The following is a 23,141-nucleotide window of genomic DNA, read 5'->3' as shown; positions in this document are numbered from 1 at the left end:
GGAAAGTTTCGGTATTTTCTTGAATCGATTTAAAAATTGGAATTTTTTTTTGCAAAATCGCTTAACTTATTTTATTTTAAAGTAGTTTGTCTACATTCTAAATTGATTCTAGGAGGACTAATTTTTTTATAGTTCAAGGATAGTCATGGCTTGGGAGAATTCATGGGCAAGTTGTTTTTTCTTGTATGCCTGAAATTCTGGCAGGTCTTTTATTTTGCGATAGCGTTTGTAGGGATCATACCGTTTGGGAAAATCAAATTGAGGGAAGTCTTCGAAGAATTGCTTGCAAAGTTCCCATTCTCGAACATAGCCTAAAGGTCTGGCATGATAGGTGATATTGTCGATTGTCCTATCTGAAATTCGGTGGTGGCTGTGTCCAAATATGACATCTTTGACAGGGAATTGCCTAAAAAGTTCATGGAAGGCTTGGCTTCCGAGAAAAGCATTAAAACGCTCGAAATAAGGATAGCGCATAAGAAAATGAGCGTGGGGAACAAAGTGCATAGCGATGACCAAGGGTTGATCCACCAGCTTCAGTTCTTCTTGGAGCTCTTGCAAAAGATTTTTGGTAATCTCTGGATCGGACCCCCTTCGTTTGAGGCGTCTATCAAACCAAAACAGATTCTTAGTTTGAAGATGTTTTTGAGGAGAGATGGCGGGAACGAAGCTATAGTCATACCAGCCTGAAAAGGCCAGAAGAGTATGCTTTGAAAAGGAAATCTTTTGAAATTCAAAAGGTTTTATAGATTCTTCTGATAGCCCCAGCATATCATGGTTCCCCAGACTGAAGGTTACGGGGACTTGGTGTTGAAGTTGGGCTATAAAATCTTGTGAGATCTTTTCAAAGCCATTGGCAATATCTCCTGCGATATGGAGGTGTTGAATCTCTTCTTGCTTGAAAAGGGTGATGAGGGTCTCTATTTCTTCTTGGCCAAAGAGGTTCGAATCAATATGTAAATCGGACATAAAAGCTACTCTTGTCATGCTATCAGTCTAGCATATCCGGTTCTTTTTTTCTAACAATTAGGTTACAAATAAATAGAAAAAGACTGAAAATAAGCTGGTTTGATAGTCGTAAACCAGTAGGTTCCATATTGGAAAGTGGGCAAATAATGAAGGTTATGATATAATAGACTAGATACATAGAAAGAGGTACTTATGGATATTTCAGAAATTCGTCAAAAAATTGACGCAAATCGTGAAAAATTAGCTTCTTTCAGGGGGTCTCTTTGACTTAGAGGCATTGGAAGAAGAAATTGCCATTTTAGAAAATAAAATGACAGAACCTGATTTTTGGGATGATAATATTGCTGCGCAAAAAACATCTCAGGAATTGAATGAACTCAAGCAGACCTATGAAAATTTCCATCAAATGGTGGATCTCTTTGATGAGTCTGAAATCTTACTGGACTTTTTGGCAGAAGATGATTCGGTCAAAGAAGAATTGATCGAAAAGTTAGAAGAACTAGACAAACGAATGACCAGCTATGAGATGACCTTACTATTGTCTGAACCCTATGACAATAATAATGCTATCTTAGAAATCCACCCAGGTTCAGGAGGCACAGAGGCTCAGGACTGGGGCGACATGCTTCTTCGGATGTATACACGTTTTGGAAATGCCCACGGCTTTAAAGTTGAAGTCTTGGACTATCAGGCTGGTGATGAGGCTGGAATCAAGTCTGTGACCTTATCCTTTGAAGGGCCTCATGCCTATGGTCTTCTCAAGTCTGAGATGGGGGTTCACCGTTTGGTTCGGATCTCTCCATTTGACTCCGCCAAACGTCGGCATACTTCCTTCACTTCTGTTGAAGTCATGCCAGAATTAGATGATACTATCGAAGTGGAAGTTCGAGATGATGATATCAAGATGGATACCTTCCGCTCTGGTGGTGCTGGTGGACAAAATGTCAACAAGGTCTCTACTGGGGTGCGCTTGACACATATTCCGACAGGGATTGTAGTAGCTTCGACGGTTGACCGGACTCAGTACGGAAACCGTGATCGGGCTATGAAGATGTTGCAAGCCAAACTCTATCAATTAGAGCAAGAGAAAAAAGCTGCAGAAGTGGATTCTCTAAAAGGGGATAAGAAAGAAATCACTTGGGGAAGTCAAATCCGCTCTTATGTGTTTACCCCATACACGATGGTTAAGGATCACCGGACCAACTACGAAGTTGCGCAGGTGGATAGGGTGATGGATGGAGATATCGATGGTTTTATCGATGCCTATCTCAAATGGAGACTCCAATAACCTAAAGTGGATACCTAAAAAGAATGAAAGGAATTTCATTACATGTCAATGATTGAAATGAAAGATGTTGTCAAAAAGTATGACAACGGGACTACGGCCCTTCGAGGGGTAACGGTCCAAATTGAACCGGGAGAATTTGCCTATATTGTAGGACCTTCTGGTGCAGGGAAGTCGACCTTTATTCGACTTTTATACCGTGAAGTAAAACACGATAAAGGAAGTTTGAAAGTAGCTGATTTTGATTTAGATAAAATCAAAAAACGCGATATTCCTATGTTGCGTCGGAACGTTGGGGTAGTCTTCCAAGACTACAAATTGCTTCCAAAGAAAACAGTTTATGAAAACATTGCCTATGCTATGCAAGTTATTGGGGAACGCCGACGGAATATTAAAAAGCGCGTTATGGAAGTCTTGGATCTTGTTGGCTTAAAACACAAGGTTCGTTCATTCCCGAATGAATTGTCAGGTGGGGAACAACAACGGATTGCCATTGCGCGGGCCATTGTAAACAATCCTAAAGTCTTGATTGCGGATGAACCCACTGGTAACTTGGACCCAGATAATTCGTGGGAGATCATGAATCTTTTGGAACGGATTAATTTACAAGGGACCACAGTCTTAATGGCGACCCATAATAGCTTAATTGTAAATACCTTACGTCACCGTGTCATCGCGATTGAAAATGGTCGTGTCGTGCGTGATGAAGCGGAAGGAGAGTACGGATACGATGATTAGAAGATTTTTCCGACACTTAATCGAATCGTTTAAAAGCTTGAAACGAAATGGTTGGATGACGATTGCGGCAGTCAGCTCGGTTATGATTACCCTTAGCTTGGTTGCTATCTTTGCCTCTGTCATTGCCAATACCATCAAGCTCTCAGATGATATTCAAAACAGTGTGCGGGTTGTAGTATACATGCGCAAAGATATTCAAGATCAGAGCGAACAGATTGAACAAGAAGGTCAGACTGTCACTAATGAAAATTACCATAAAGTCTACGATGCTTTAACAGCCATGAAACATGTCGATAAGGTAGTTTTTTCTAGTAAGGAAGAACAGTATGATAAACTGATCAAAACAGCTGGAAACAACTGGAAGATTTTTGATGGAGATGCAAATCCTCTTTATGATGCCTATTATGTAGAGACCACAGCTCCTAAATATGTTAAGCAAGTTTCGGCTGATGCCAAAAAAATTGAAGGGGTCTCTGAAGTTAAAGATGGTGGGGTAGATACCCAACGCTTATTTGCCCTTGGAACCTTTATTCGAAACTGGGGCTTGATTGGTGTAGCCTTATTGATCTTTATCGCGGTCTTCTTGATTTCCAATACGATTCGGATCACTATTATTTCACGTAGTCGTGAGATTAAGATTATGCGTCTAGTTGGTGCGAAAAGTGGCTATATTCGTGCGCCATTCCTTTTAGAAGGAGCTTGGATCGGTCTCTTAGGAGCCGTGGTCCCTTCTGCCTTGGTTTTCTATGTCTACAATGTTGTCTACACATCGATGAACAATAACTTAGCGGACCAAAACTTGTACCTATATAGCCCAAATCTCTTGGTGCCTATTATGGTCGGTGCCTTGTTTGGATTGGGAATTTTGATCGGAGCGATCGGTTCTTCAATCTCCATGAGACGTTTCCTTAAAATATAACAAAAAAGCAAGTTCACACTTGCTTTTTTGTATCCTTTAATTAGTACAGGAAGGATGAGACAGGGCTTTTTAAGATTACCTAAAGAAGGGATTGAACATTTTTTCATGTCCGATAGAAGTTTCAGGGCCATGACCAGGATAGACGGTGTAGGAAGATGGAAGAGGAAAGAGTTCTTCCCTGATACTGTTTAATAGCTGTGTAGCATTTCCAGTTGGAAGATCGGTCCGTCCAATGGTCTCACGAAAGAGGGCATCACCGGATAGGACCAAGTGGTCGTCGGGAAAGACGATAGAGACTCCACCGGCCGAATGGCCCGGTGTCTCCAGAACGTAAAAGTGGAAATCCGCTATGTCATACTCACTGCGAATCTCATAGAGAAACTCTGCTTCTTTACAAATCACATCTTGCAAATCTGCATGACGATCCAAACCAGATAAATTGTCAACAGGAGAAGACAACCAACTAGATTCTGCTGGGTGGACATAGACAGGTGGGAAGTAATACTGTTGACGAACCTTTTCAAGACTCATAATGTGATCGTAATGCGTATGGGTTAAAAGAATCGCTACGATTGGTTTTCCTATGCGATCAATTTGTTTTTGAATAGTAGCCCAGTCGCTACCTGGATCTACTAGGATAAGGGCCTGGTCATTTTCAAGGTAGTAGGTGTTTTCATAAGCTACAGGATTAACAGTTCGATAGATTTTCATTGGGACTCCTTTCTAGAATAGTGTATCAAATTACAAGGAAAATAACAGGATTGAAGTCGGCTTGAAAGGATAAAAAAATCTGCATAGCTTGCTCAAACGTGATATAATTTTAAGTACTATGACAAGACAGAAACGGAAATACGCCATTGTGGATCTGGAAGCCACCAGTGCTGGAAGCAATGCCAAGATCATTCAGGTTGGAATTGTCATCGTTGAAGATGGCAGGATCACTCAATCCTATGAGACGGATGTGAATCCCCATGAACGATTGGATGAGCACATCAAACAATTGACTGGCCTGATAGATGCTCGCTTGCGAAAAGCTCCAGAGTTTGCACAAGTGGCAAAAGAAATTTTTGAGTTAATAGAAGATGCCGTCTTTGTGGCCCATAATGTCAAATTTGATGCGAATTTATTGGCAGAAGCCCTCTTTTGGGAAGGCTTTGAGCTAACCACTCCTCGAATTGATACGGTCGAATTGTCTCAAATTTTCTATCCTACTTTGGAACGTTACAATTTAGGAGCACTTGCGACTGAACTGGACATTGAGTTGCATCATGCTCACTCTGCCCTAGCTGATGCTATGGCAACAGCCCAGTTGCTGTTGAAGTTAAGAGAAAAAATTGCGAGCTTACCAAGAGGATTGATTGAGAACCTCCTTTCGATGGCAGATTGTTTGATTTATGAATCACGGCTGTTGATAGAAGATGCACTTGAAGACAGTAGCCTCTTTTTGCCGTCTCATTTATTCGAAGTTCATGGACTCTATTTGCGAAAGCCACAGCAGTTTCTGGAAAGCTACCATTTATCTGAACAATTTGAACTCAATATGCAGTTGTTGGGATTGGAGGCTTATCCGGAGCAGAGTCAATTTGTGGCTTATCTCGAGGAAAGTTTGCGTCAGCCTCTTCCAAGTTTTATAGAGGCTCCGACAGGAATTGGGAAGACCTACGCCTATCTGTTAACGCTATTGTCCAAAACCTCTAAGCGTATCCTTGTGAGTGTACCGACTAAAATTCTTCAGGATCAAATAATGAAAAAGGAAGGAAAGGCTATTCAGGATCTTTTCCAAATCCCCTTTCATAGCCTGAAAAGTCCCAAGGATTACATCCAACTTGATAAATTTTATGAGACCTTACAGAGTGATTCAGATAATCGGATGATCCGACGCTTTAAGATGCAACTGTTGGTTTGGCTAACCATGACAGAAACAGGAGAGTTAAGTGAGATTGGCCAGCTTTATCGTCATGCCCATTTTGTCTCTGAAATAAGTCACGATGGCCAATTGTCGAAGCATTCACTTTTTTATCAGGAAGATTTCTGGCGTCTTGGCCAGGAAAAAGTAAAAACTAGCCGGGTGATTCTGACCAATCATGCTTATCTTTTAACCCGCCTAGAAGATGACAAAAGTCTGCTTCAAGAGACTGTCCTGGTTGTGGATGAAGCACAAAAACTCTTCTTTGCTTTGGAGCAGTTTTCACAGAGAGAAGAGACCTTGCAATCTCTTCTAATGAGCCTGCAACACGCAATTGAGGAGGAGAAAGATCTTCTGCAACGGCGTTTGTTGGAGAGTATTCAATTTGAGTTAAATGCCTGCTCCAAAGAAATCCAGCAAGGAAAAACGGCAGTTTTATCCGATCAAACAGTGGCCAAAATACGTCAAGATGTATCGGAATTAAAAAACGACTCTTTAGAGAAACTAAGAGAATTATTTGATGAGCGCTACCAGACCTTTTGGATAGATAAAGAAGTGGTCGATAGACACCAAATCCTTCATCTTCATGCAGGAGTTGAGGATTTATGTTCCTTTAGGGATTTTGTTCCTGAAGAAGTGCCCGTGCTCTTTGTATCAGCGACCATCGCTATTAGTAAAAAGGTGAATTTGCCTTCTCTATTAGGTTACCAAGAGCAGCAAATCTACCAGGTTCCAACCCAGTTAAAGCAACACCAGGCAATGCTCCTACCAATTGATTTTCCAGATGTGGTTTCCCTGTCTTCATCAGAGTATGCAATTGAAATCAGTCGACTGATCGAAGAGTTGCTTCCTCTTAGAAAACCAATCTTTCTTTTATTCACTTCAAAAGAATTATTACTGGAGACCTCAGCTGCTTTGAAGTTTCCTCATTTGGCTCAGTACCGAAATGGGGATGCAGCCAATATTAAACGACGATTTGATCGTGGAGAGAGTACGATTTTATTGGGAACAGGAAGCTTCTGGGAGGGAGTCGATTTTTCCCAACAAAGAGAAGTGATTCAAATCATCACGCGTTTGCCTTTTGATAATCCTAAAAACTATATGGTTCAAAAGGTAAATAGCCAACTCAGACAAGAGGGGAAGAACCCTTTTTATGACTATAGTCTGCCAGTCGCGATTTTGAGACTAAAGCAGGCCATTGGGAGAACCAGTCGTTTCCAAGAACAGGAATCTTTAGTGCTCCTATTAGACCAGCGAGTGGTGACCAAACGATATGGAAAACAAATTTTAGATAGCTTGCAACAGGTATTGCCCCTTCACACGACATTGAGAGAACGACTTGTTGAGCAAACAGCCAACTTTTTCAAAAAGGAAAATAGAGAATGAAAAATAAGGGATTTGGACTTGCATTTGCATTTGTATTAGCGTTGGGCGCTATGTTTTTGGGAAAGTTCTTTCCCATCATTGGCTCAAGTGTCTTTGCTTTGATTTTAGGAATTGTCCTCAATGAATTGGTAGACCTGCCTGAGACGTCGCGGCCAGGACTCAATTGGTCCGGTAAGAAATTGTTGCAGTATTCGATTATCTTCATGGGTTTTAGCTTGCCTATTGCGACCGTTGCCTCTACAGGGGTCTCTTCCCTGAAGATTAGTTTGCCCACTATTGCGGTTGCCTTTCTTGCTGCTGTGATCTTTGGGAAAGTCTTTCATCTGAAATCTCATTTACGAACCTTAATCGGTTTTGGAACAGCTATTTGTGGTGGATCAGCTATCGCTGCCGCCGCGCCCATCATTGAAGCAGATGAAGAGGAAATTGCTCTATCCATGTCAACCATTTTCTTTTTTAACATTTTGGCTGTCTTTATCTTTCCGCTATTAGGTCATTTATGGCACATGTCTGATTTTCAATTTAGCCTTTGGTCAGGGACAGCTATTAACGACACATCATCTGTTGTAGCGGCAGCCTTTTCCTACAGTAAAGCGGCTGGTGAAATGGCGACGATTGTAAAATTATCAAGGGCTCTCATGATCGTGCCGGTTTGTTTGGGCATGATCGGTTTAAAATGGTATCAGAGTCAGTACCAGGAAGGTAACAAAGGAATGGTGAAACAAATTATTCCTTGGTTTATCATTTGGTTTATTGTGGCTTCCATTCTATCTTCTATCGGCGTGGTTCCTAAGGTAGTCCTTCCTTACCTAAAGGACCTTTCTCATCTCTTTATGGCTATGGCCTTGGTTGGAATCGGCAGTAAGGTTTCTTGGAAACAGTTCCGCGCTGCTGGAGCAGCTCCTCTTTTAGTTGGCTTGATAGCTTGGTTTTTTGTAGCAGGATCTAGCTTGATTCTACAAATGTTATTTTATTAATTGAATTTATCACCTTTTTAGAAAGGAATGTGAATGAAGAAAAAGCAGTACTGGAAGGTACACCTGGATTATTCGATTATTACGATTGTCCTTATTCTTCTCCTGATTGGGATCTTATCTGTTTATGTCGCGGTTTCTCACGATTATCCCCAATGGGTCTGGCCTTTTTTGGGACAACAATTGGCCTGGATTGGTCTAGGAGTTCTTATTTGCCTCATTGTGACGATTTTTAGCACAAAATTTCTTTGGAAAATCACTCCCTTTCTCTATATACTCGGTTTGGCCTTGATGGTTCTTCCTCTTGTTTTTTATAATCCCAACTTGGTGGCTTCAACAGGGGCTAAAAACTTGGTGGCTTATGGCAATATCACTTTATTTCAGCCTTCAGAATTTATGAAGATTCCCTTTATTCTGATGTTGTCACGCTCGATTGTCTTATTTTTACAACGAAACAAAGGGCGTGAGCGCTGGTTGCGACAAGATTGGTTTTTGATCCTCGAGTTGATTGTTTATACGATTCCTGTTTTTGTCTTACTGGCTTTACAACAGGACTTGGGAACGGCTTTGGTATTCTTAGCCATCTTTTCAGGCTTGGTGCTGGTTTCAGGAGTTTCCTGGAAAATTATTTTTCCGGTGATCTTACTTGTAGCGGGTGGCGTAGCAGGCTTTCTCTTTCTCTTTTTATCAGAAGGTGGCCGTGCTTTTCTTCACCAGCAAGTAGGGATGCCTACTTACCAAATGAATCGGATCGTTGCCTGGTTAAATCCCTTTGATTATGCCCAAACAACAACCTATCAGCAAGCCCAAGGACAGTTGGCTATTGCTAGCGGTGGTCTCTTTGGACAAGGATTTAATGTCTCCAATTTATTGGTCCCTGTTCGGGAAAGCGATATGATTTTTACAGTAGTAGCAGAGGACTTCGGTTTTGTTGGCTCTCTCCTGCTTTTGATTCTTTATGTAGCTTTAATTTACCGAATTTTAAAAATCACTCTACGGTCCAATAACCAATTTTATACCTATATTTCCATTGGGTTTATTATGATGTTGGTCTTTCATATTTTTGAAAATGTTGGAGCAGTGACGGGGCTACTGCCATTGACTGGGATTCCCCTTCCCTTTATCTCTCAAGGTGGCTCCTCTATTATTAGTAACCTGATCGGTATTGGTCTGGTTCTCTCGATTTACAATCATAGTAGCAAAAAGAAAGAGCCAAAGGAGCAGGTGCCGATCCGTAAAAAAGTCATCCTTAAAGGAGCGCAATAGAAAGAAGGAATGAAGATGAAAAAAGTAGCAACGATTTTAGCAAATGGATTTGAAGAAATTGAAGCTTTGACCATTGTCGATGTTTTGAGACGTGCAGGGATTGACTGTGACCTTATTGGCATGGAAGAGACTGTAACAGGCTCTCACCAAATCTCGGTGGAAGTAGACCGTCTCTGGAATGGAGACTTGTCAGATTATGATGGGATCTTTCTACCAGGTGGAATGCCAGGAGCAGTGAATTTACGGGATAATCCAGAATTGATTGCAGCCCTTCAAGAAGAAAGTAGCAAAGGAAAAACCATCTCTGCGATTTGTGCAGCTCCCATTGTCTTGGCGCGTGCCGGTCTCTTAAAAGATAAACACTATACCTGTTACGATGGCTTTGAAGAGGAGATTCAAGACGGACAGTATCTAAAGGAGACAGTCGTCAAGGATGGCAACCTTCTAACCAGTCGTGGTCCTTCAACTGCCCTAGCCTTGGCTTATGCCTTGGTAGACCATTTTGGAGGAGACGCCCAAAGTCTTCGCCAAGGGATGCTTTACCAAGACGTCTTTGGAGACGCCTAAAAATGTGCTTTGGGCCACAGTTTTTGTAAGGGAGAGAGGCATTTTCTGCTAGGAAATGCCTTCTCTTTGATGTAAAACGAAACGAAGGTAAAAAATGGCTAAAATCCGCCCTAAATGAGGGTTTTGGCTTATTTTTTTTGTCCATTTGTGGTATAATATTGACTATGAATTATCATGATTTTATATGGGATCTTGGTGGGACGCTGTTGGATAATTACGAAATGTCCACAAATGCCTTTGTAGCGACATTGAAGGACTTTCACATCCAAGCTGATCATGATTCTGTTTATGCAGCATTAAAAATCTCAACACAGGATGCGATTGCTACCTTTGCACCTCATATCTCTGAATTTCGTACAGAATATAAGAAAAAAGAAGCCGTTGCCTTGCAAGAGCCGGTACTGTTTGAGGGAGCGAAAGAGTTGCTAGAAGAGATTCAATTACAAGGAGGTCATCATTTTTTGGTATCCCATCGGGATCGCCAAGTATTGACTCTCATTGATCAGACGGGTATCGCGTCTTTCTTTACGGAGATTGTAACAGCAGACGAGGGGTTCCCTCGCAAACCAGATCCAGCCTCTATGCTTTATTTAAAGGAAAAATATGGCATCCAAGACGGCCTGGTTATCGGAGATCGTCCGATCGATATAGAAGCTGGAAAGGCAGCAGGTCTCACAACTTATTTATTTGATACCATGCCCCAATTACACCAGTTTATATTTGAATAGAAAAGGGAAATTATGACAGAGGATAAACAGCAAGAAGTTCAAGCACAAGAATACGATGCCAGTCAAATTCAGGTCTTGGAAGGACTAGAGGCAGTGCGGATGCGTCCGGGGATGTATATCGGATCTACCTCAAAAGAAGGTCTCCATCACTTGGTCTGGGAAATCGTAGATAACTCGATTGATGAAGCCTTGGCCGGCTTTGCTAGCCATATTGAAGTTTTTATTGAAGCGGATAACTCCATCACGGTTGTCGATGATGGACGGGGAATCCCAGTGGATATCCAAGAAAAGACAGGTCGTCCTGCTGTTGAAACCGTCTTTACCGTACTTCACGCAGGAGGAAAATTCGGCGGTGGTGGCTATAAGGTATCTGGTGGTCTACACGGGGTAGGTTCTTCCGTCGTGAATGCCCTGTCCACGTCACTGGATGTTCGTGTCTACAAAAATGGCAGTATCCATTACCAAGAATATCGTCGAGGCCATGTTGTAGATGACTTGAAAATCATCGGGGAGACCGATCGAACAGGGACAACCGTCCACTTTATTCCAGATCCAGAAATTTTCACAGAAACTACTGAATTTGACTTTGACAAGTTGAACAAGCGGATTCAAGAATTAGCCTTCTTGAATCGTGGCTTGCGCATCTCGATCACGGACAAGCGTGAAGGGCAGGAGCAAACGAAAGATTACCACTATGAGGGTGGTATTTCAAGCTATGTAGAATACATCAATGAAAACAAGGATGTTATCTTTGAAACACCGATCTACACAGATGGCGAAATGGATGATATTACGGTTGAAGTAGCCATGCAATACACAACCGGCTATCACGAAACCGTCATGAGTTTTGCCAATAATATCCATACCCATGAAGGTGGAACCCATGAGCAGGGATTCCGTACAGCCCTCACTCGCGTCATCAATGACTATGCCAAGAAAAATAAGCTCTTAAAAGAAAACGAAGACAATCTAACTGGGGAAGATGTCCGGGAAGGGTTGACAGCAGTAATCTCGGTTAAGCATCCTAACCCACAGTTCGAAGGACAAACCAAGACCAAACTTGGGAATTCAGAAGTTGTAAAAATTACCAACCGACTCTTTAGTGATGCCTTTTCTGATTTTCTATTGGAAAACCCGCAAATTGCTAAGAAAATCGTCGAAAAAGGGATTTTAGCAGCTAAGGCTCGGGTCGCTGCTAAGCGGGCGCGGGAAGTGACCCGCAAGAAATCTGGTTTAGAAATCTCAAACCTTCCTGGTAAATTGGCAGATTGTTCTTCAAACAACCCAGCAGAAACAGAACTCTTTATCGTCGAAGGGGATTCAGCCGGAGGATCTGCAAAGTCAGGTCGAAACCGAGAGTTCCAGGCGATTCTCCCTATTCGTGGGAAAATCCTCAACGTGGAAAAAGCTAGCATGGACAAAATTCTAGCCAATGAAGAAATCCGGAGTTTATTTACCGCTATGGGTACCGGTTTTGGTGCAGAATTTGACGTATCAAAAGCTCGTTATCAAAAATTAGTCATCATGACAGATGCCGATGTCGATGGCGCCCATATTAGAACCCTTCTGTTAACCTTGATCTATCGCTATATGAAACCAGTTTTGGAGGCAGGATATGTTTACATCGCTCAACCACCAATCTATGGTGTAAAAGTCGGTAGTGAAATCAAAGAATATATCCAACCGGGTGCGAACCAAGAAGCACAATTAGCTGCCGCTTTGGAACGCTATTCAGAAGGTCGCTCAAAACCAACGATTCAACGATACAAAGGTCTTGGGGAAATGGATGATCACCAGCTTTGGGAAACAACCATGAACCCTGAACACCGCTTGATGGCACGCGTGTCCGTAGATGATGCTGCCGAAGCGGATAAGATTTTTGATATGTTGATGGGGGACCGAGTAGAACCGCGTCGTGAATTTATCGAAGAAAACGCTGAATATAGTACTCTCGATGTATAAAATTCACTGAACACTTCCCATTAATGGATATTTTATGGTATAATTACAAGGATTACGCTCAAGTAATACGATGAAGGAGTTTTTATATGTCTAGTGGACTAATTGCTCTCATCTTTATTGTAGCCCTTATCTTGATTGTAGGATATGTGGTTGCAGTGATTTTGAGAAAAAGAAATGAAGCCTTACTGGCAGCACTGGAAGAACGAAAAGAAAAGTTATACAACCTTCCGGTCAACGATGAAGTAGAGGCTGTCAAAAACATGCATTTGATTGGTCAAAGTCAAGTGGCATTTCGTGAATGGAATCAAAAATGGGTAGACTTATCCTTGAATTCATTTGCTGATATTGAAAACAATCTATTTGAAGCAGAAGGTTATAATAATTCTTTCCGTTTCATGAAGGCCAAACAAGCCATTGACAATATCGAAAGTCAGATCCAATTAATCGAGGAGGATATCAAGGCGATTCGCCAAGCCCTTTCAGATCTGAAAGAGCAAGAGCAAAAGAATAGCGGTCGTGTTGTCCATGCCTTAGATATGTTTGAGGAACTTCAAAAAGAAGTTACTTCGAATCCAGATCGTTATGGTAGTGCTCTTCCTGAAATTGAAAAGCAAATTGGGAATATTCAATCTGAATTTTCACAATTTGTCACTCTGAATTCTTCAGGGGACCCTGTTGAGGCTGCTGAAATTCTTGATACTGCTGAAAATCATATTGTTGCTTTAAAACAAATTGTAGAGCGGGTACCAGAAATTGTCACAGCCCTTCAATCAAAACTTCCGGATCAATTGGAAGATTTGGAAAGTGGCTACCGCAAGCTTTTAGAATCTGGTTATCATTTTACTGAAACGGATATTGAATCTCGCTTCCAACAATTGCATGCTTCTTTGAAGAATAACATGGCAAATGTATCAGCTCTTGAATTGGACAATGCCATTTACGAAAATGAGCAAATTCAAGAAGAGATCGATGCTTTGTATCACATTTTTACCCGTGAGATTGAATCGCAAAAAGTTGTCAAGAAGTTAGTGAAACAATTGCCTGGTTATTTGAACCATGCAAAGGAAAACAATAAAAACCTTGCAACGGAAGTAGAACGTCTTGGTAAAACCTTTGTCTTGAATGAAGCCTTTAGCCAACAGTTAAAAGAGTTGGAAGCTGAATTGTCTTCACAAGAAGATGTGGTGGAGGATGCTTTGAAAGATTCATCTGAAACACAAAAAGCTTATTCCATCGTTGAAGAGGAATTAGAAGCGATTGAAACTCGTTTGAAAGAAATTGAAGATGAACAAATCAACTTAAGCAATTCCCTTTCAAAAATTGAAAAAGACGATGCCAATGCTCGCCAAAAGGTTAATATCTATGCCAACCGTTTGCATGCGATCAAACGCTACATGGATAAGCGAAACTTGCCAGGAATTCCTCAAGAATTCTTAGAAATTTTCTTCACAGCAAGTAACAATACTGAAGCATTGATGAATGAATTGGAAGGCGAAAAAGTCGATATTGAAACAACCAACCGTTTATTGGATATCCTAACAAATGATATGAATGAACTGGAAGAAGCGGCTTATCGAATTGTGCAAAATGCGACGTTGACAGAGCAATTATTGCAATACTCGAATCGTTACCGTTCATTTGATGATCATGTACAAGCGGCTTTTGACGAATCGCTATATATTTTCGAAAGAGAGTACGATTATGCGGCTTCCTTCAAAGTCATCTCAGATGCTTTGGAAATGGTAGAAGCAGGAGTAACTGACCGCTTTGTTACTTCATATGAAAAAACGCGGGAGCAAATTCGCTTCTAAGGATAGAAAACGACCTGTTTGAAGGTCGTTTTTTTTTTATTAGCTTACTCTTGAAACTTGAAATTTGCTACCTCTTTTTGTATAGTAAGGGAGAAGTAAAGAGAGGGAAAAAATGAAGAAAGTTTCAGGACTCCTTGTCATGGATGTAGATGGAACCTTGATCCGACAAGAAGGAATTAATCTACTGGCTCAAGCAGCTGATATGGGAGAAAAAGTGGCAGAGATCACAGCAGGGGCAATGAATGGAGACTTGGATTTTGCTACCTCTTTACACGCAAGAGTGGAGCTTTTGAAGGGCTTGGAGACCTCCGTCTTTCCAAAAATTTTGGAGCAGATAGATATAACAAGAGGGGCAGGTGACTTGATCACTGAACTTCGTCTAAGAGGATACAAGATCGGTTTGGTTTCAGGTGGTTTTCATGAAGTCATTGATCCCATCGCTCAGTCTCTAGGAATTGATCTCGTCCAAGCCAATCGATTGGAAGTTGCTGATGGCCGTTTGACAGGAAAAGTGCTCGGTGAAGTTGTCACGCCCGAGAAGAAAAAAGAAACCCTTTTGACCTGGGCTAGAGACTATCATGTTCAAACAAGTCAAACCATTGCCATAGGGGACGGTGCCAATGATCTTCCTATGATAAAGACTGCCGGAATGGGGATTGCCTTTATGGCCAAGCCAATCGTGTCAAGACTAGCTTCTTATCGGATTGAGACAAGGGATTTAAGACTTGTTCTTGAGATTCTAGACAAGCATGGAAAGGATACAAGATGCATATTCTACTAGCACCGGATTCCTTTAAAGAATCCTTATCTGCTAAACAAGTAGCAGAGTCCTTAAAAAAGGGGTTTCAAGAAGCCCTACCAAATGCTACCTTTGACCTTCTTCCTATCGGGGATGGTGGCGAAGGGACCATGGATACTCTCGCTGGAGTTCTGAATTTAACTGAGTACCACACTCAAGTGACGGGTCCATTTGGACAGCCTGTTTCAATGCCCTACTATCAAAGGGACCAGATGGCTTTTTTTGAAATGGCCTCGATTGTCGGTTTAGCCTCTATTCCAGCTGAAAAACGAAATCCTATTGAACTGGAAACAAGAGGAATTGGTGAACTCATTTTGCAGTTAGTTGATCAAGGGATCAAAACGATCTGTGTGGGAATTGGCGGTTCTGCAACCAATGATGGTGGCATCGGAATGGCTGCTGGCTTAGGTGTAGCTTTCTATGATGAGCAAGGTCATTTGCTTCGTCCTATAGGTGCTTCACTCGGTCGTGTGGCTAGAATAGATACCAGTGCGGTTCCCAAGGCGCTACAAGAGATTGATCTCCAAGTCTTAACAGATGTGACCAATCTTCTCTGTGGTAGTCAAGGAGCAACCTATATTTTTGGAGGGCAAAAAGGGTTAAATCCTCTCCTATTTCCAGCGGTGGATCAGGCCATGCAAAAGTTTTATCAGCTAGTAGATTCACGAATATTAACTATAGAGGGAGCTGGTGCTGGCGGGGGCATGGCAGCTGGTTTGGTCGCCTTTGCAGGAGGGCAGATTTCTTCAGGAATTGAGAAGAGTCTGGATTTAATTGATTTTGATCGCATAGTGCAAAAAGCAGATCTGGTCGTCGTTGGGGAAGGCAGGATGGACCTTCAGTCACTCTCCGGAAAAGCACCTGTTGGGGTTGCTCAAAGAACCCCAGACCAGATCCCAGTCCTTGCAATTTGCGGGGCTCTAGCCTCAGATTTACCAGCTTTTCCAAGTCATCACATTGACGCTGCTTTCTCTATCCTAACAGGGCCTTGTGAGGTGACAGAAGCACTTGCACAGGCAGAGAGCAATCTCATTTCCTGTGCTCGGAATATTGGCAATCTTTTAAAAATGAAAACAAACTAAAAACCAATTGAAAGAGGGGCTTCCCTTTTCAATTGGTTTTCTTTAGCCGAAGAGGCGTTTCCAAAATGATTTCTTTTCTGGAGCAGAAGTTTCCTGCTTCTTCTCAAAGAGATCTGGATACTGGAGACGGAGATCGGTTGGATCTATTCCAGATGGGTGGTCGGTATGAATGATGAAACCAAATGGTGAATGGCGACAGTCATCTGAAACGATACTGGCAACCAGACCGAGGTCCTTGGTCTTTTTCAAATACTGGAGTTGGCTGCTTTCATCTAGGGCGGGAGAAATCTTGACCAAGACAGGATCAAAGCGCTCGGAAATCTCCGTAAGGATGGTCGAGTAATGCTCCAGATACTTACTTTCCCTTGCCTCCACCAAGGTACATGAAGCAATCACGCGCTCCTCATAGGTTTCCAAAAATCGACGCTGCTCATCAGGATTGAAACGACTAGGGCCTGCAGCTTTTTCTAAAATGGTTTTATTAATATCTGTCATAAGCTAAGTATAGCATAAAGCCAAGCGGAAGAGTAGAGGAATGCGAAAAAATTAAATCAGCTATGAAAACGAAGGTGAAACTGTAACTGGAACCGTTTTCTTGTTAAAAACTTCTCAATTTTCGATGTTTTCCTTGTTTTTTCTTGAAAAAATAGCCTAATTACGATATGATAGAGGAGTAAAAAATATAACTCAATAAGGAGAGTAAGAAATGTCAATTATTACTGATGTTTACGCTCGCGAAGTCCTAGACTCACGCGGTAACCCAACACTTGAAGTAGAAGTTTATACTGAATCAGGTGCTCATGGACGTGGTATGGTTCCATCAGGAGCTTCTACTGGTGAACACGAAGCGGTAGAACTTCGCGACGGTGACAAATCTCGTTACGGTGGTCTTGGAACTCAAAAAGCGGTTGACAATGTGAACAACATTATTGCTGAAGCAATCATCGGTTACGATGTACGTGATCAACAAGCTATTGACCGTGCAATGATCGCTCTTGACGGAACTCCTAATAAAGGTAAATTGGGTGCAAACGCAATCCTTGGTGTGTCTATCGCTGTAGCTCGTGCTGCTGCTGACTACCTTGAAATCCCACTTTACAGCTACCTTGGTGGATTCAACACTAAAGTTCTTCCAACTCCAATGATGAACATCATCAACGGTGGTTCTCACTCAGATGCTCCAATCGCTTTCCAAGAATTCATGATCTTGCCAGTTGGTGCACCTACATTTAAAGAAGCTCTTCGTTACGGTGCTGAAATCTTCCACGCTCTTAAGAAAATCCTTAAATCACGTGGTTTGGAAACTGCCGTAGGTGATGAAGGTGGATTCGCTCCTCGTTTCGAAGGAACTGAAGATGGTGTTGAAACTATCCTTGCTGCGATCGAAGCTGCTGGATATGTACCAGGTAAAGACGTATTCATCGGATTTGACTGTGCATCATCAGAATTCTACGATAAAGAACGTAAAGTCTACGACTACACTAAATTCGAAGGTGAAGGCGCTGCTGTTCGTACATCTGCAGAACAAATCGACTACCTTGAAGAATTGGTTAACAAATACCCAATCATCACTATCGAAGATGGTATGGATGAAAACGACTGGGAAGGATGGAAAGCTCTTACTGAACGTCTTGGTAAGAAAGTCCAATTGGTTGGTGACGACTTCTTCGTAACAAACACTGAGTACCTTGCACGTGGTATCCAAGAAGGTGCTGCTAACTCAATCCTTATCAAAGTTAACCAAATCGGTACACTTACTGAAACTTTCGAAGCTATTGAAATGGCTAAAGAAGCTGGTTACACTGCCGTTGTATCACACCGTTCAGGTGAAACTGAAGATTCAACAATCGCTGACATCGCAGTTGCAACAAACGCAGGACAAATCAAGACTGGTTCACTTTCACGTACAGACCGTATCGCTAAATACAACCAATTGCTTCGTATAGAAGATCAACTTGGTGAAGTAGCTGAATACCGTGGATTGAAATCATTCTACAACTTGAAAAAATAAGCTAGTTTACTAGATTAAAAAGATCCTTGAGTTTTCTCAAGGATTTTTTTGTTATTGAGCCAAAGAAAAACTCCTCAACTATGTAGTTGAGGAGTAAATCTATTAGAATAGGCCTTTGATTTTGTCCAAGGCACCGCTAACCATTTCGTTTCCGGAAACAAGCCCTTTGGCTTGTTCAAGGTAGTCACCAAGGTTATCTTTATTGTCATCCACAAATTTCTTTGCAGCATCGAAATCTTTCTTTTCGATCATTTCTTTGACTTGGTTAAACAGATCCATTGGGTTCATGAGGTTTCTCCTATAAACTATTTATTTTATCACTATTTAATCATTTTTTTAGAGGTTTGACAACTAAAACGACTTAACGAAAAACGGTACAAACAGCTTCTGGAACATAGAAGTCATGGGATAAAAGGGTCAATTTTCCACTAGCTAGATTTCGCTTGAAGACGCTTGCGTTAGGTGAATCTTGATGGGCTGCGATGAGGTAGTTTTGATCTGGACTAATAGTGAAATCGCGTGGATTGAGTCCATGTGTTGGAACAATTTCAATCAGTTCGATGCTGCCATCTGCCAAAACTTGAAAGACAGCGATCGAGTTATGAGTCCGGTTAGAAGCGTAGAGGAATTTTCCATCGGCTGAGAGCTTGATAGCAGAAGCCCATTTTTGTCCCTCGTAGTCGGAAGGAAGAGTAGAGACGGTTTGGAAATGTTCGAACTCTCCCATTCCATCGTAGAAGAGCACGTCAATGGTAGCGTTTAATTCATTGATCAAATAGGCAGTCTTATAATGGGGATGAAAAACAAGGTGGCGAGGTCCTGCGCCGGGTGCTGTTTGATACTGATTGATCAGACTTAGTTTTCCTTCCTCGCTAAGATCGTAGACATGTAAACTATCGGTTCCTAGATCACACGTGATCAGGTAGTGATCTGGAGTCAGATCGGCATAGTGGGTATGCGGACTGGCTTGGTTGGCGTGAGGACCGCTTCCTTGGTGAGTGTCTTGATCGACAAAGGTTAAGCTACCATCAACTTCTAGTTTGTATACGAGAACCTGTCCCTTGTGATAGTTTGCCCCATAGACTAGTTGACGTTTGTCATCGACAGAGACATAGCAGAGTGGTGCTCCATCTTCAACAACGTGATTGAGCGGTTGAAAATCGGCTGTAAAACTAGCAATCCCTCCTTTGCCATCTTCAGCTCCAACACTATAAAGATTTCCTTTTTCAGAAAAAGCGATATAGGTTGGATTGGGCTCAGCTGCAAGGAGTTTAAGATCGCTCAATGATCCTGCTTCAGGGTCAAATGCGGCCTTGTAAATTCCTTTGGATTCTTTTTTGGTATAGGTTCCGAAATAAATAGATTGAGACATAGGTCACCTCGTATGATTTGTTAGGTTTATTATATCAAAGGTCCTATTGGAAGGCAATTGCTAGTTGAAGAAGGGAGAGGTCTTTCTTATTTTACCAGTTTTTTCGTAACTTCACGCTCAAAAAATGCTAAAATAGAAACAGATTGAAATGAAAAGGAGTTCCCTGTGGATAATAAAGAAAAACAGTTTAGTATGTCCTGGTTTTTTAGATGGTTTTTAGACAATAAGGCCATCACCGTGTTTTTAGTTACCTTGCTCTTGGGTCTGAATCTTTTAGTCTTGAGTAAAATTACCTTTATTTTTATACCGATTTTTGAGTTTGCAGGAGCCGTCATGCTGCCAGTCATTATTTCTGGCTTGCTTTATTACTTGCTCAACCCTATTGTCGACTTTCTTGAAAGAAAAGGAATCAAGCGGATTTTTGCGATTTCCTTAGTCTTTTTCTTGATTGCAGTCCTCTTGGTATGGGGGCTAGCTGTCGTAATTCCAGCTGTTCAACGACAAGTCATTAGTTTCTTTCATAATTTACCAACTTATTTGGAGAAGGCCAATGCGACCATCGATGATTTTCTAGACAACCGCGTCTCCTCTGATATAAAACCCCAGTTGGACGAGATCACCAAGGAACTGTCTGCAAACATCACTTCTTGGGGTAGTACTATCTCTGGTCGGGCAGTCAACTGGGTCAGCAATTTGATCGGAGTGGCATCTCAAGTCATTGTTGCCTTGATCATCATGCCTTTTATTGTCTTTTATCTTCTTCGGGATGGAAAAAATTTAAAGGGTCATATTGTTCGTTTTTTGCCAACTAAGATTCGGAAATCAGCTGAACAAGTTCTCTCAGATGTCAATACCCAGCTCTCCAACTATGTTCGAGGACAAATTACGGTAGCCATAGTTGTTGCCATTATGTTTATCCTCTTCTTTAAAATCATTGGCTTGCGCTATGCAGTGACACTTGGGATCTCTGCGGGGATTTTGAATTTGATCCCTTACTTGGGTAGTTTCTTGGCTATGTTGCCTGCTATGGTCTTGGGGTTGGTGGCAGGACCGGAGATGTTTATCAAGGTTTTGATTGTGTTTGCCGTGGAGCAAACCATTGAAGGTCGCTTTGTATCGCCTTTGGTTTTGGGCAGTCAGTTGAATATTCATCCGATTACCATTTTATTTGTTCTCTTGACTTCAGGATCTATGTTTGGAATTTGGGGAGTCTTTCTTGGGATTCCAGTCTATGCATCCGCTAAGGTTGTCATTGGAGCCATCTTTGAATGGTACAAGGTAGTTAGTGGCTTGTATGAAGAAAATCATGAATTAGTAGAGGAAAAACACAGTGAATCATAGTCAACGAATGGTAGAGGCTCTCGAAATGCAAGAGTTGGAAGAGGCAGAAATTCAATATCAAAAGGCCTTGCTTGAGGATGAGGCTGCAGACTTATTGGATTTGGGCCAATACCTTGAGAGCATCGGTTTTTACCCTCAGGCAAAAGAAATCTATCAACAAATTGCCCCAACCTATCCGGAAGTATATCTGAGTTTGGCAACCATTCTTGCTGAAGATGGTCAAATGGAAGAGGCCTTTGCTTATTTAGAAGAAATTGGCCCTGAGTCAAACTGGTATGTGGCGAGTTTGTTGGTTAAGGCGGATCTGTATCAGTTGGAAGGCTTAGCTGATGTGGCGCGTGAAAAATTAGTCCAAGCAGCCAGTCTGTCGGATGATCCCATCATTCAATTAGGGCTAGCTGAAATTGATCTGGAATTGGAACGCTACCAAGAGGCTATTCAAGAGTATGCCCAGTTGGACAATCGAGAAATTTTGGAAGCGACAGGAATTTCTACCTATCAACGGATCGGTTTTGCCTATGCCAATCTTGGTAAATTTGAAGCTGCTGTTCCCTTCTTAGAGAAAGCTCTGGAGATTGAGTTTGATGACCAGATTGCTTACGAATTAGCGACCTTATTGTCTGACCAAGAAGAATATCAAAAGGCCGTCATCTACTACAAACAAATTGATACCTTGTCGCCTGATTTTGAGGGCTATGAGTATGGCTATGCCTTGGCCTTACAGGCAGAGAATGACCGTGAAAAAGCGCTTGAGATTGCTAAACAAGGGATTCAGAAGAATCCATTTGATGCCCAATTGAAGCTCCTGGCTTCTCAGCTTTCATATGAACTTCACCAGCCTAAGCAAGCGGAAGCTTACCTGTTAGAAGCCAAAGAAGTGGCGGATGACCTGGAAGAGATTGTTCTTCGCCTCACGACGCTCTATTTAGAACAGGAACGGTTTGACGAAGTCCTAGCTTGGCAAACAGAAGAAGTCGAAAACCTTGTGACCAAATGGAACATTGCCCGTGCTTTGGCTGCCTTAGAGAAAACAGAAGAGGCCGTTTCAGCCTACCAAGAGCTCTACGAGGACTTAAAGGATAATCCAGAATTTCTGGAAGCCTATGTGTATGTGTTGCGTGAAGCTGGAGATGTGACGAGGGCGCGTGAAGTGGCCAAGCACTATTTGGCGATTGTTCCAGATGATGTGCAAATGCAATCCATCTATGAAAGCCTTGAATGAAAACCAAGTAGTAAAGTTTCGGAACAGTTTATGGTATACTGGTAGAAGATAGAATGAGGAGAGAAACATGGAACCGGTGAAACTTTTTCAATACAATACTTTGGGTGCCCTGATGGCAGGTCTTTATGGGGGCTCATTTACGATTGGTGAGCTTTTAGAACATGGAGATCTGGGAATTGGGACCCTGGATTCTATTGATGGAGAGTTGATCGTATTAGATGGTAAGGCCTATCAGGCCAAGGGCTCTGGCGACCATCCTGAAATTGTCGAAGTTTCTCCTGATGCCAAGGTTCCATATGCAGCCGTAGTTCCTCACCAGGCAGAAGTGATCTTTCGGCAACGCTTTGAAATGACGGATGAGGAATTAGAAGCACGTATTGAGTCTTATTACGATGGGGAGAATCTTTTTCGCTCCATCAAGATTCGTGGTGACTTTGCCAAGATGCATGTCCGTATGATTCCAAAATCTACACCAGAGATGAAATTTGCGGAAGTAGCAACCCATCAGCCAGAGTATACACGGGAAAACGTGACAGGAACCATCGTCGGTTTTTGGACCCCAGAAATTTTCCACGGTGTCAGCGTGGCAGGCTATCATTTGCATTTTATTTCAGATGATTTCACCTTTGGTGGCCATGTCATGGATTTTGTCATTACAGAAGGCATTGTAGAAGTAGGGGCTATCGATCAACTGGACCAACGCTTCCCAGTTCAAGACCGTCAGTATCTCTTTGCTAAATTCAATGTTGATGAAGTGAGACAAGACATTCATAAAGCAGAATAAAAAGGTTGAGCGATGCTCAACC

Annotated in this window: 21 protein-coding genes; 16 read left to right on the top strand and 5 right to left on the bottom strand. The window is 42.0% G+C overall.

The genetic code is table 11. The features are described 5' to 3' along the window. Positions 1-126 precede the first annotated feature (126 nt). The gene (locus HMPREF9186_RS03135) at positions 127-984 is read right to left on the bottom strand and encodes a metallophosphoesterase (protein WP_037613909.1); all 858 of its coding nucleotides are present in this window, start codon (positions 982-984) and stop codon (positions 127-129) included. 174 nt (positions 985-1,158) lie between these two features. Between HMPREF9186_RS03135 and prfB the strand changes: the two genes are divergently transcribed. From prfB to ftsX, 3 genes are all read left to right on the top strand, one after another. Next, positions 1,159-2,254, top strand: a protein-coding gene (gene prfB / locus HMPREF9186_RS03130; protein ID WP_156801299.1) for a peptide chain release factor 2 whose coding sequence is annotated in 2 segments (ribosomal slippage) — positions 1,159-1,230 and positions 1,232-2,254 — 1,095 coding nt in all. Because the reading frame shifts where the segments join, the coding sequence is not laid out codon by codon here. 42 nt (positions 2,255-2,296) lie between these two features. Beyond that, positions 2,297-2,989, top strand: coding sequence for a cell division ATP-binding protein FtsE (gene ftsE, locus HMPREF9186_RS03125; protein WP_009731372.1), 693 nt, complete (start codon positions 2,297-2,299; stop codon positions 2,987-2,989). After that, positions 2,982-3,908 (top strand): permease-like cell division protein FtsX, encoded by a 927-nt coding sequence (ftsX, locus tag HMPREF9186_RS03120; protein ID WP_009731371.1) that lies wholly within the window; start codon positions 2,982-2,984, stop codon positions 3,906-3,908. The genes ftsE and ftsX overlap by 8 nt, the downstream gene beginning before the upstream one ends. Before the next feature lie 75 nt (positions 3,909-3,983). Here ftsX and HMPREF9186_RS03115 read toward each other — a convergent pair whose 3' ends face one another. After that, positions 3,984-4,619, bottom strand: coding sequence for an MBL fold metallo-hydrolase (locus HMPREF9186_RS03115; RefSeq protein WP_009731370.1), 636 nt, complete (start codon positions 4,617-4,619; stop codon positions 3,984-3,986). Between the two features lie 118 nt (positions 4,620-4,737). Here HMPREF9186_RS03115 and HMPREF9186_RS03110 point away from each other — a divergent pair, with 118 nt between their 5' ends. The 9 genes from HMPREF9186_RS03110 (at position 4,738) to HMPREF9186_RS03070 (ending at position 16,389) form a co-directional block, all read left to right on the top strand. Further along, positions 4,738-7,200 carry a bifunctional DnaQ family exonuclease/ATP-dependent helicase gene (locus HMPREF9186_RS03110; RefSeq protein ID WP_009731369.1) on the top strand — a complete coding sequence of 821 codons (2,463 nt, stop codon included), beginning with the start codon at positions 4,738-4,740 and terminating at the stop codon, positions 7,198-7,200. Beyond that, positions 7,197-8,177: a YeiH family protein gene (locus HMPREF9186_RS03105; RefSeq protein ID WP_009731368.1), complete on the top strand. Its 981-nt coding sequence runs from the start codon at positions 7,197-7,199 to the stop codon at positions 8,175-8,177. The genes HMPREF9186_RS03110 and HMPREF9186_RS03105 overlap by 4 nt, the downstream gene beginning before the upstream one ends. Before the next feature lie 33 nt (positions 8,178-8,210). After that, positions 8,211-9,440 (top strand): FtsW/RodA/SpoVE family cell cycle protein, encoded by a 1,230-nt coding sequence (locus HMPREF9186_RS03100; RefSeq protein WP_009731367.1) that lies wholly within the window; start codon positions 8,211-8,213, stop codon positions 9,438-9,440. 15 nt (positions 9,441-9,455) lie between these two features. Then, positions 9,456-10,007 carry a DJ-1 family glyoxalase III gene (locus HMPREF9186_RS03095; protein ID WP_009731366.1) on the top strand — a complete coding sequence of 184 codons (552 nt, stop codon included), beginning with the start codon at positions 9,456-9,458 and terminating at the stop codon, positions 10,005-10,007. Positions 10,008-10,171: 164 nt separating this feature from the next. Continuing rightward, complete coding sequence (locus tag HMPREF9186_RS03090) at positions 10,172-10,735, top strand: HAD-IA family hydrolase (RefSeq protein WP_009731365.1); 564 nt, start codon at positions 10,172-10,174, stop codon at positions 10,733-10,735. Positions 10,736-10,747: 12 nt separating this feature from the next. Continuing rightward, positions 10,748-12,697: a DNA topoisomerase (ATP-hydrolyzing) subunit B gene (gene gyrB / locus HMPREF9186_RS03085; RefSeq protein WP_009731364.1), complete on the top strand. Its 1,950-nt coding sequence runs from the start codon at positions 10,748-10,750 to the stop codon at positions 12,695-12,697. Positions 12,698-12,783: 86 nt separating this feature from the next. Beyond that, positions 12,784-14,508 carry a septation ring formation regulator EzrA gene (gene ezrA, locus HMPREF9186_RS03080; RefSeq protein WP_009731363.1) on the top strand — a complete coding sequence of 575 codons (1,725 nt, stop codon included), beginning with the start codon at positions 12,784-12,786 and terminating at the stop codon, positions 14,506-14,508. A 112-nt stretch (positions 14,509-14,620) separates the two neighbouring features. Continuing rightward, positions 14,621-15,289, top strand: coding sequence for a phosphoserine phosphatase SerB (serB, locus tag HMPREF9186_RS03075; protein ID WP_009731362.1), 669 nt, complete (start codon positions 14,621-14,623; stop codon positions 15,287-15,289). Next, positions 15,274-16,389, top strand: coding sequence for a glycerate kinase (locus HMPREF9186_RS03070; protein WP_009731361.1), 1,116 nt, complete (start codon positions 15,274-15,276; stop codon positions 16,387-16,389). Before serB ends, HMPREF9186_RS03070 begins: the two co-directional genes overlap by 16 nt. Before the next feature lie 42 nt (positions 16,390-16,431). Here HMPREF9186_RS03070 and HMPREF9186_RS03065 read toward each other — a convergent pair whose 3' ends face one another. After that, positions 16,432-16,884: a DUF1694 domain-containing protein gene (locus HMPREF9186_RS03065; RefSeq protein WP_009731360.1), complete on the bottom strand. Its 453-nt coding sequence runs from the start codon at positions 16,882-16,884 to the stop codon at positions 16,432-16,434. Positions 16,885-17,095: 211 nt separating this feature from the next. Here HMPREF9186_RS03065 and eno point away from each other — a divergent pair, with 211 nt between their 5' ends. After that, positions 17,096-18,400, top strand: a complete 1,305-nt coding sequence (eno, locus tag HMPREF9186_RS03060; RefSeq protein WP_009731359.1) for a surface-displayed alpha-enolase — start codon at positions 17,096-17,098, stop codon at positions 18,398-18,400. Positions 18,401-18,502: 102 nt separating this feature from the next. Here the strand turns inward: eno and HMPREF9186_RS03055 are convergent, their stop codons facing one another. Next, on the bottom strand, positions 18,503-18,688 hold the full coding sequence (locus tag HMPREF9186_RS03055; RefSeq protein WP_009731358.1) for a hypothetical protein: 186 nt from the start codon (positions 18,686-18,688) through the stop codon (positions 18,503-18,505). A 73-nt stretch (positions 18,689-18,761) separates the two neighbouring features. Further along, entirely contained in the window at positions 18,762-19,772 is a 1,011-nt protein-coding gene (locus HMPREF9186_RS03050; RefSeq protein ID WP_009731357.1) for a lactonase family protein, read from the bottom strand. 165 nt (positions 19,773-19,937) lie between these two features. On the opposite strand from HMPREF9186_RS03050, the gene HMPREF9186_RS03045 reads away from it, so the two are divergent. The 3 genes from HMPREF9186_RS03045 to budA all read left to right on the top strand — a co-directional run bounded on the left by HMPREF9186_RS03045 (position 19,938) and on the right by budA (position 23,119). Beyond that, positions 19,938-21,113, top strand: a complete 1,176-nt coding sequence (locus HMPREF9186_RS03045) for an AI-2E family transporter (protein WP_009731356.1) — start codon at positions 19,938-19,940, stop codon at positions 21,111-21,113. Continuing rightward, positions 21,103-22,335 carry a tetratricopeptide repeat protein gene (locus tag HMPREF9186_RS03040; protein WP_037613908.1) on the top strand — a complete coding sequence of 411 codons (1,233 nt, stop codon included), beginning with the start codon at positions 21,103-21,105 and terminating at the stop codon, positions 22,333-22,335. Before HMPREF9186_RS03045 ends, HMPREF9186_RS03040 begins: the two co-directional genes overlap by 11 nt. Positions 22,336-22,402: 67 nt before the next feature. Continuing rightward, entirely contained in the window at positions 22,403-23,119 is a 717-nt protein-coding gene (gene budA, locus HMPREF9186_RS03035; RefSeq protein ID WP_009731354.1) for an acetolactate decarboxylase, read from the top strand. The last annotated feature ends 22 nt before the right edge of the window (positions 23,120-23,141 follow it).

The organism is Streptococcus sp. F0442 (genome assembly GCF_000314795.2).
Classification (GTDB): domain Bacteria; phylum Bacillota; class Bacilli; order Lactobacillales; family Streptococcaceae; genus Streptococcus.
Note: the sequence above shows the minus strand (reverse complement) of the source record. Positions and strands in the feature narration are given on the sequence as shown.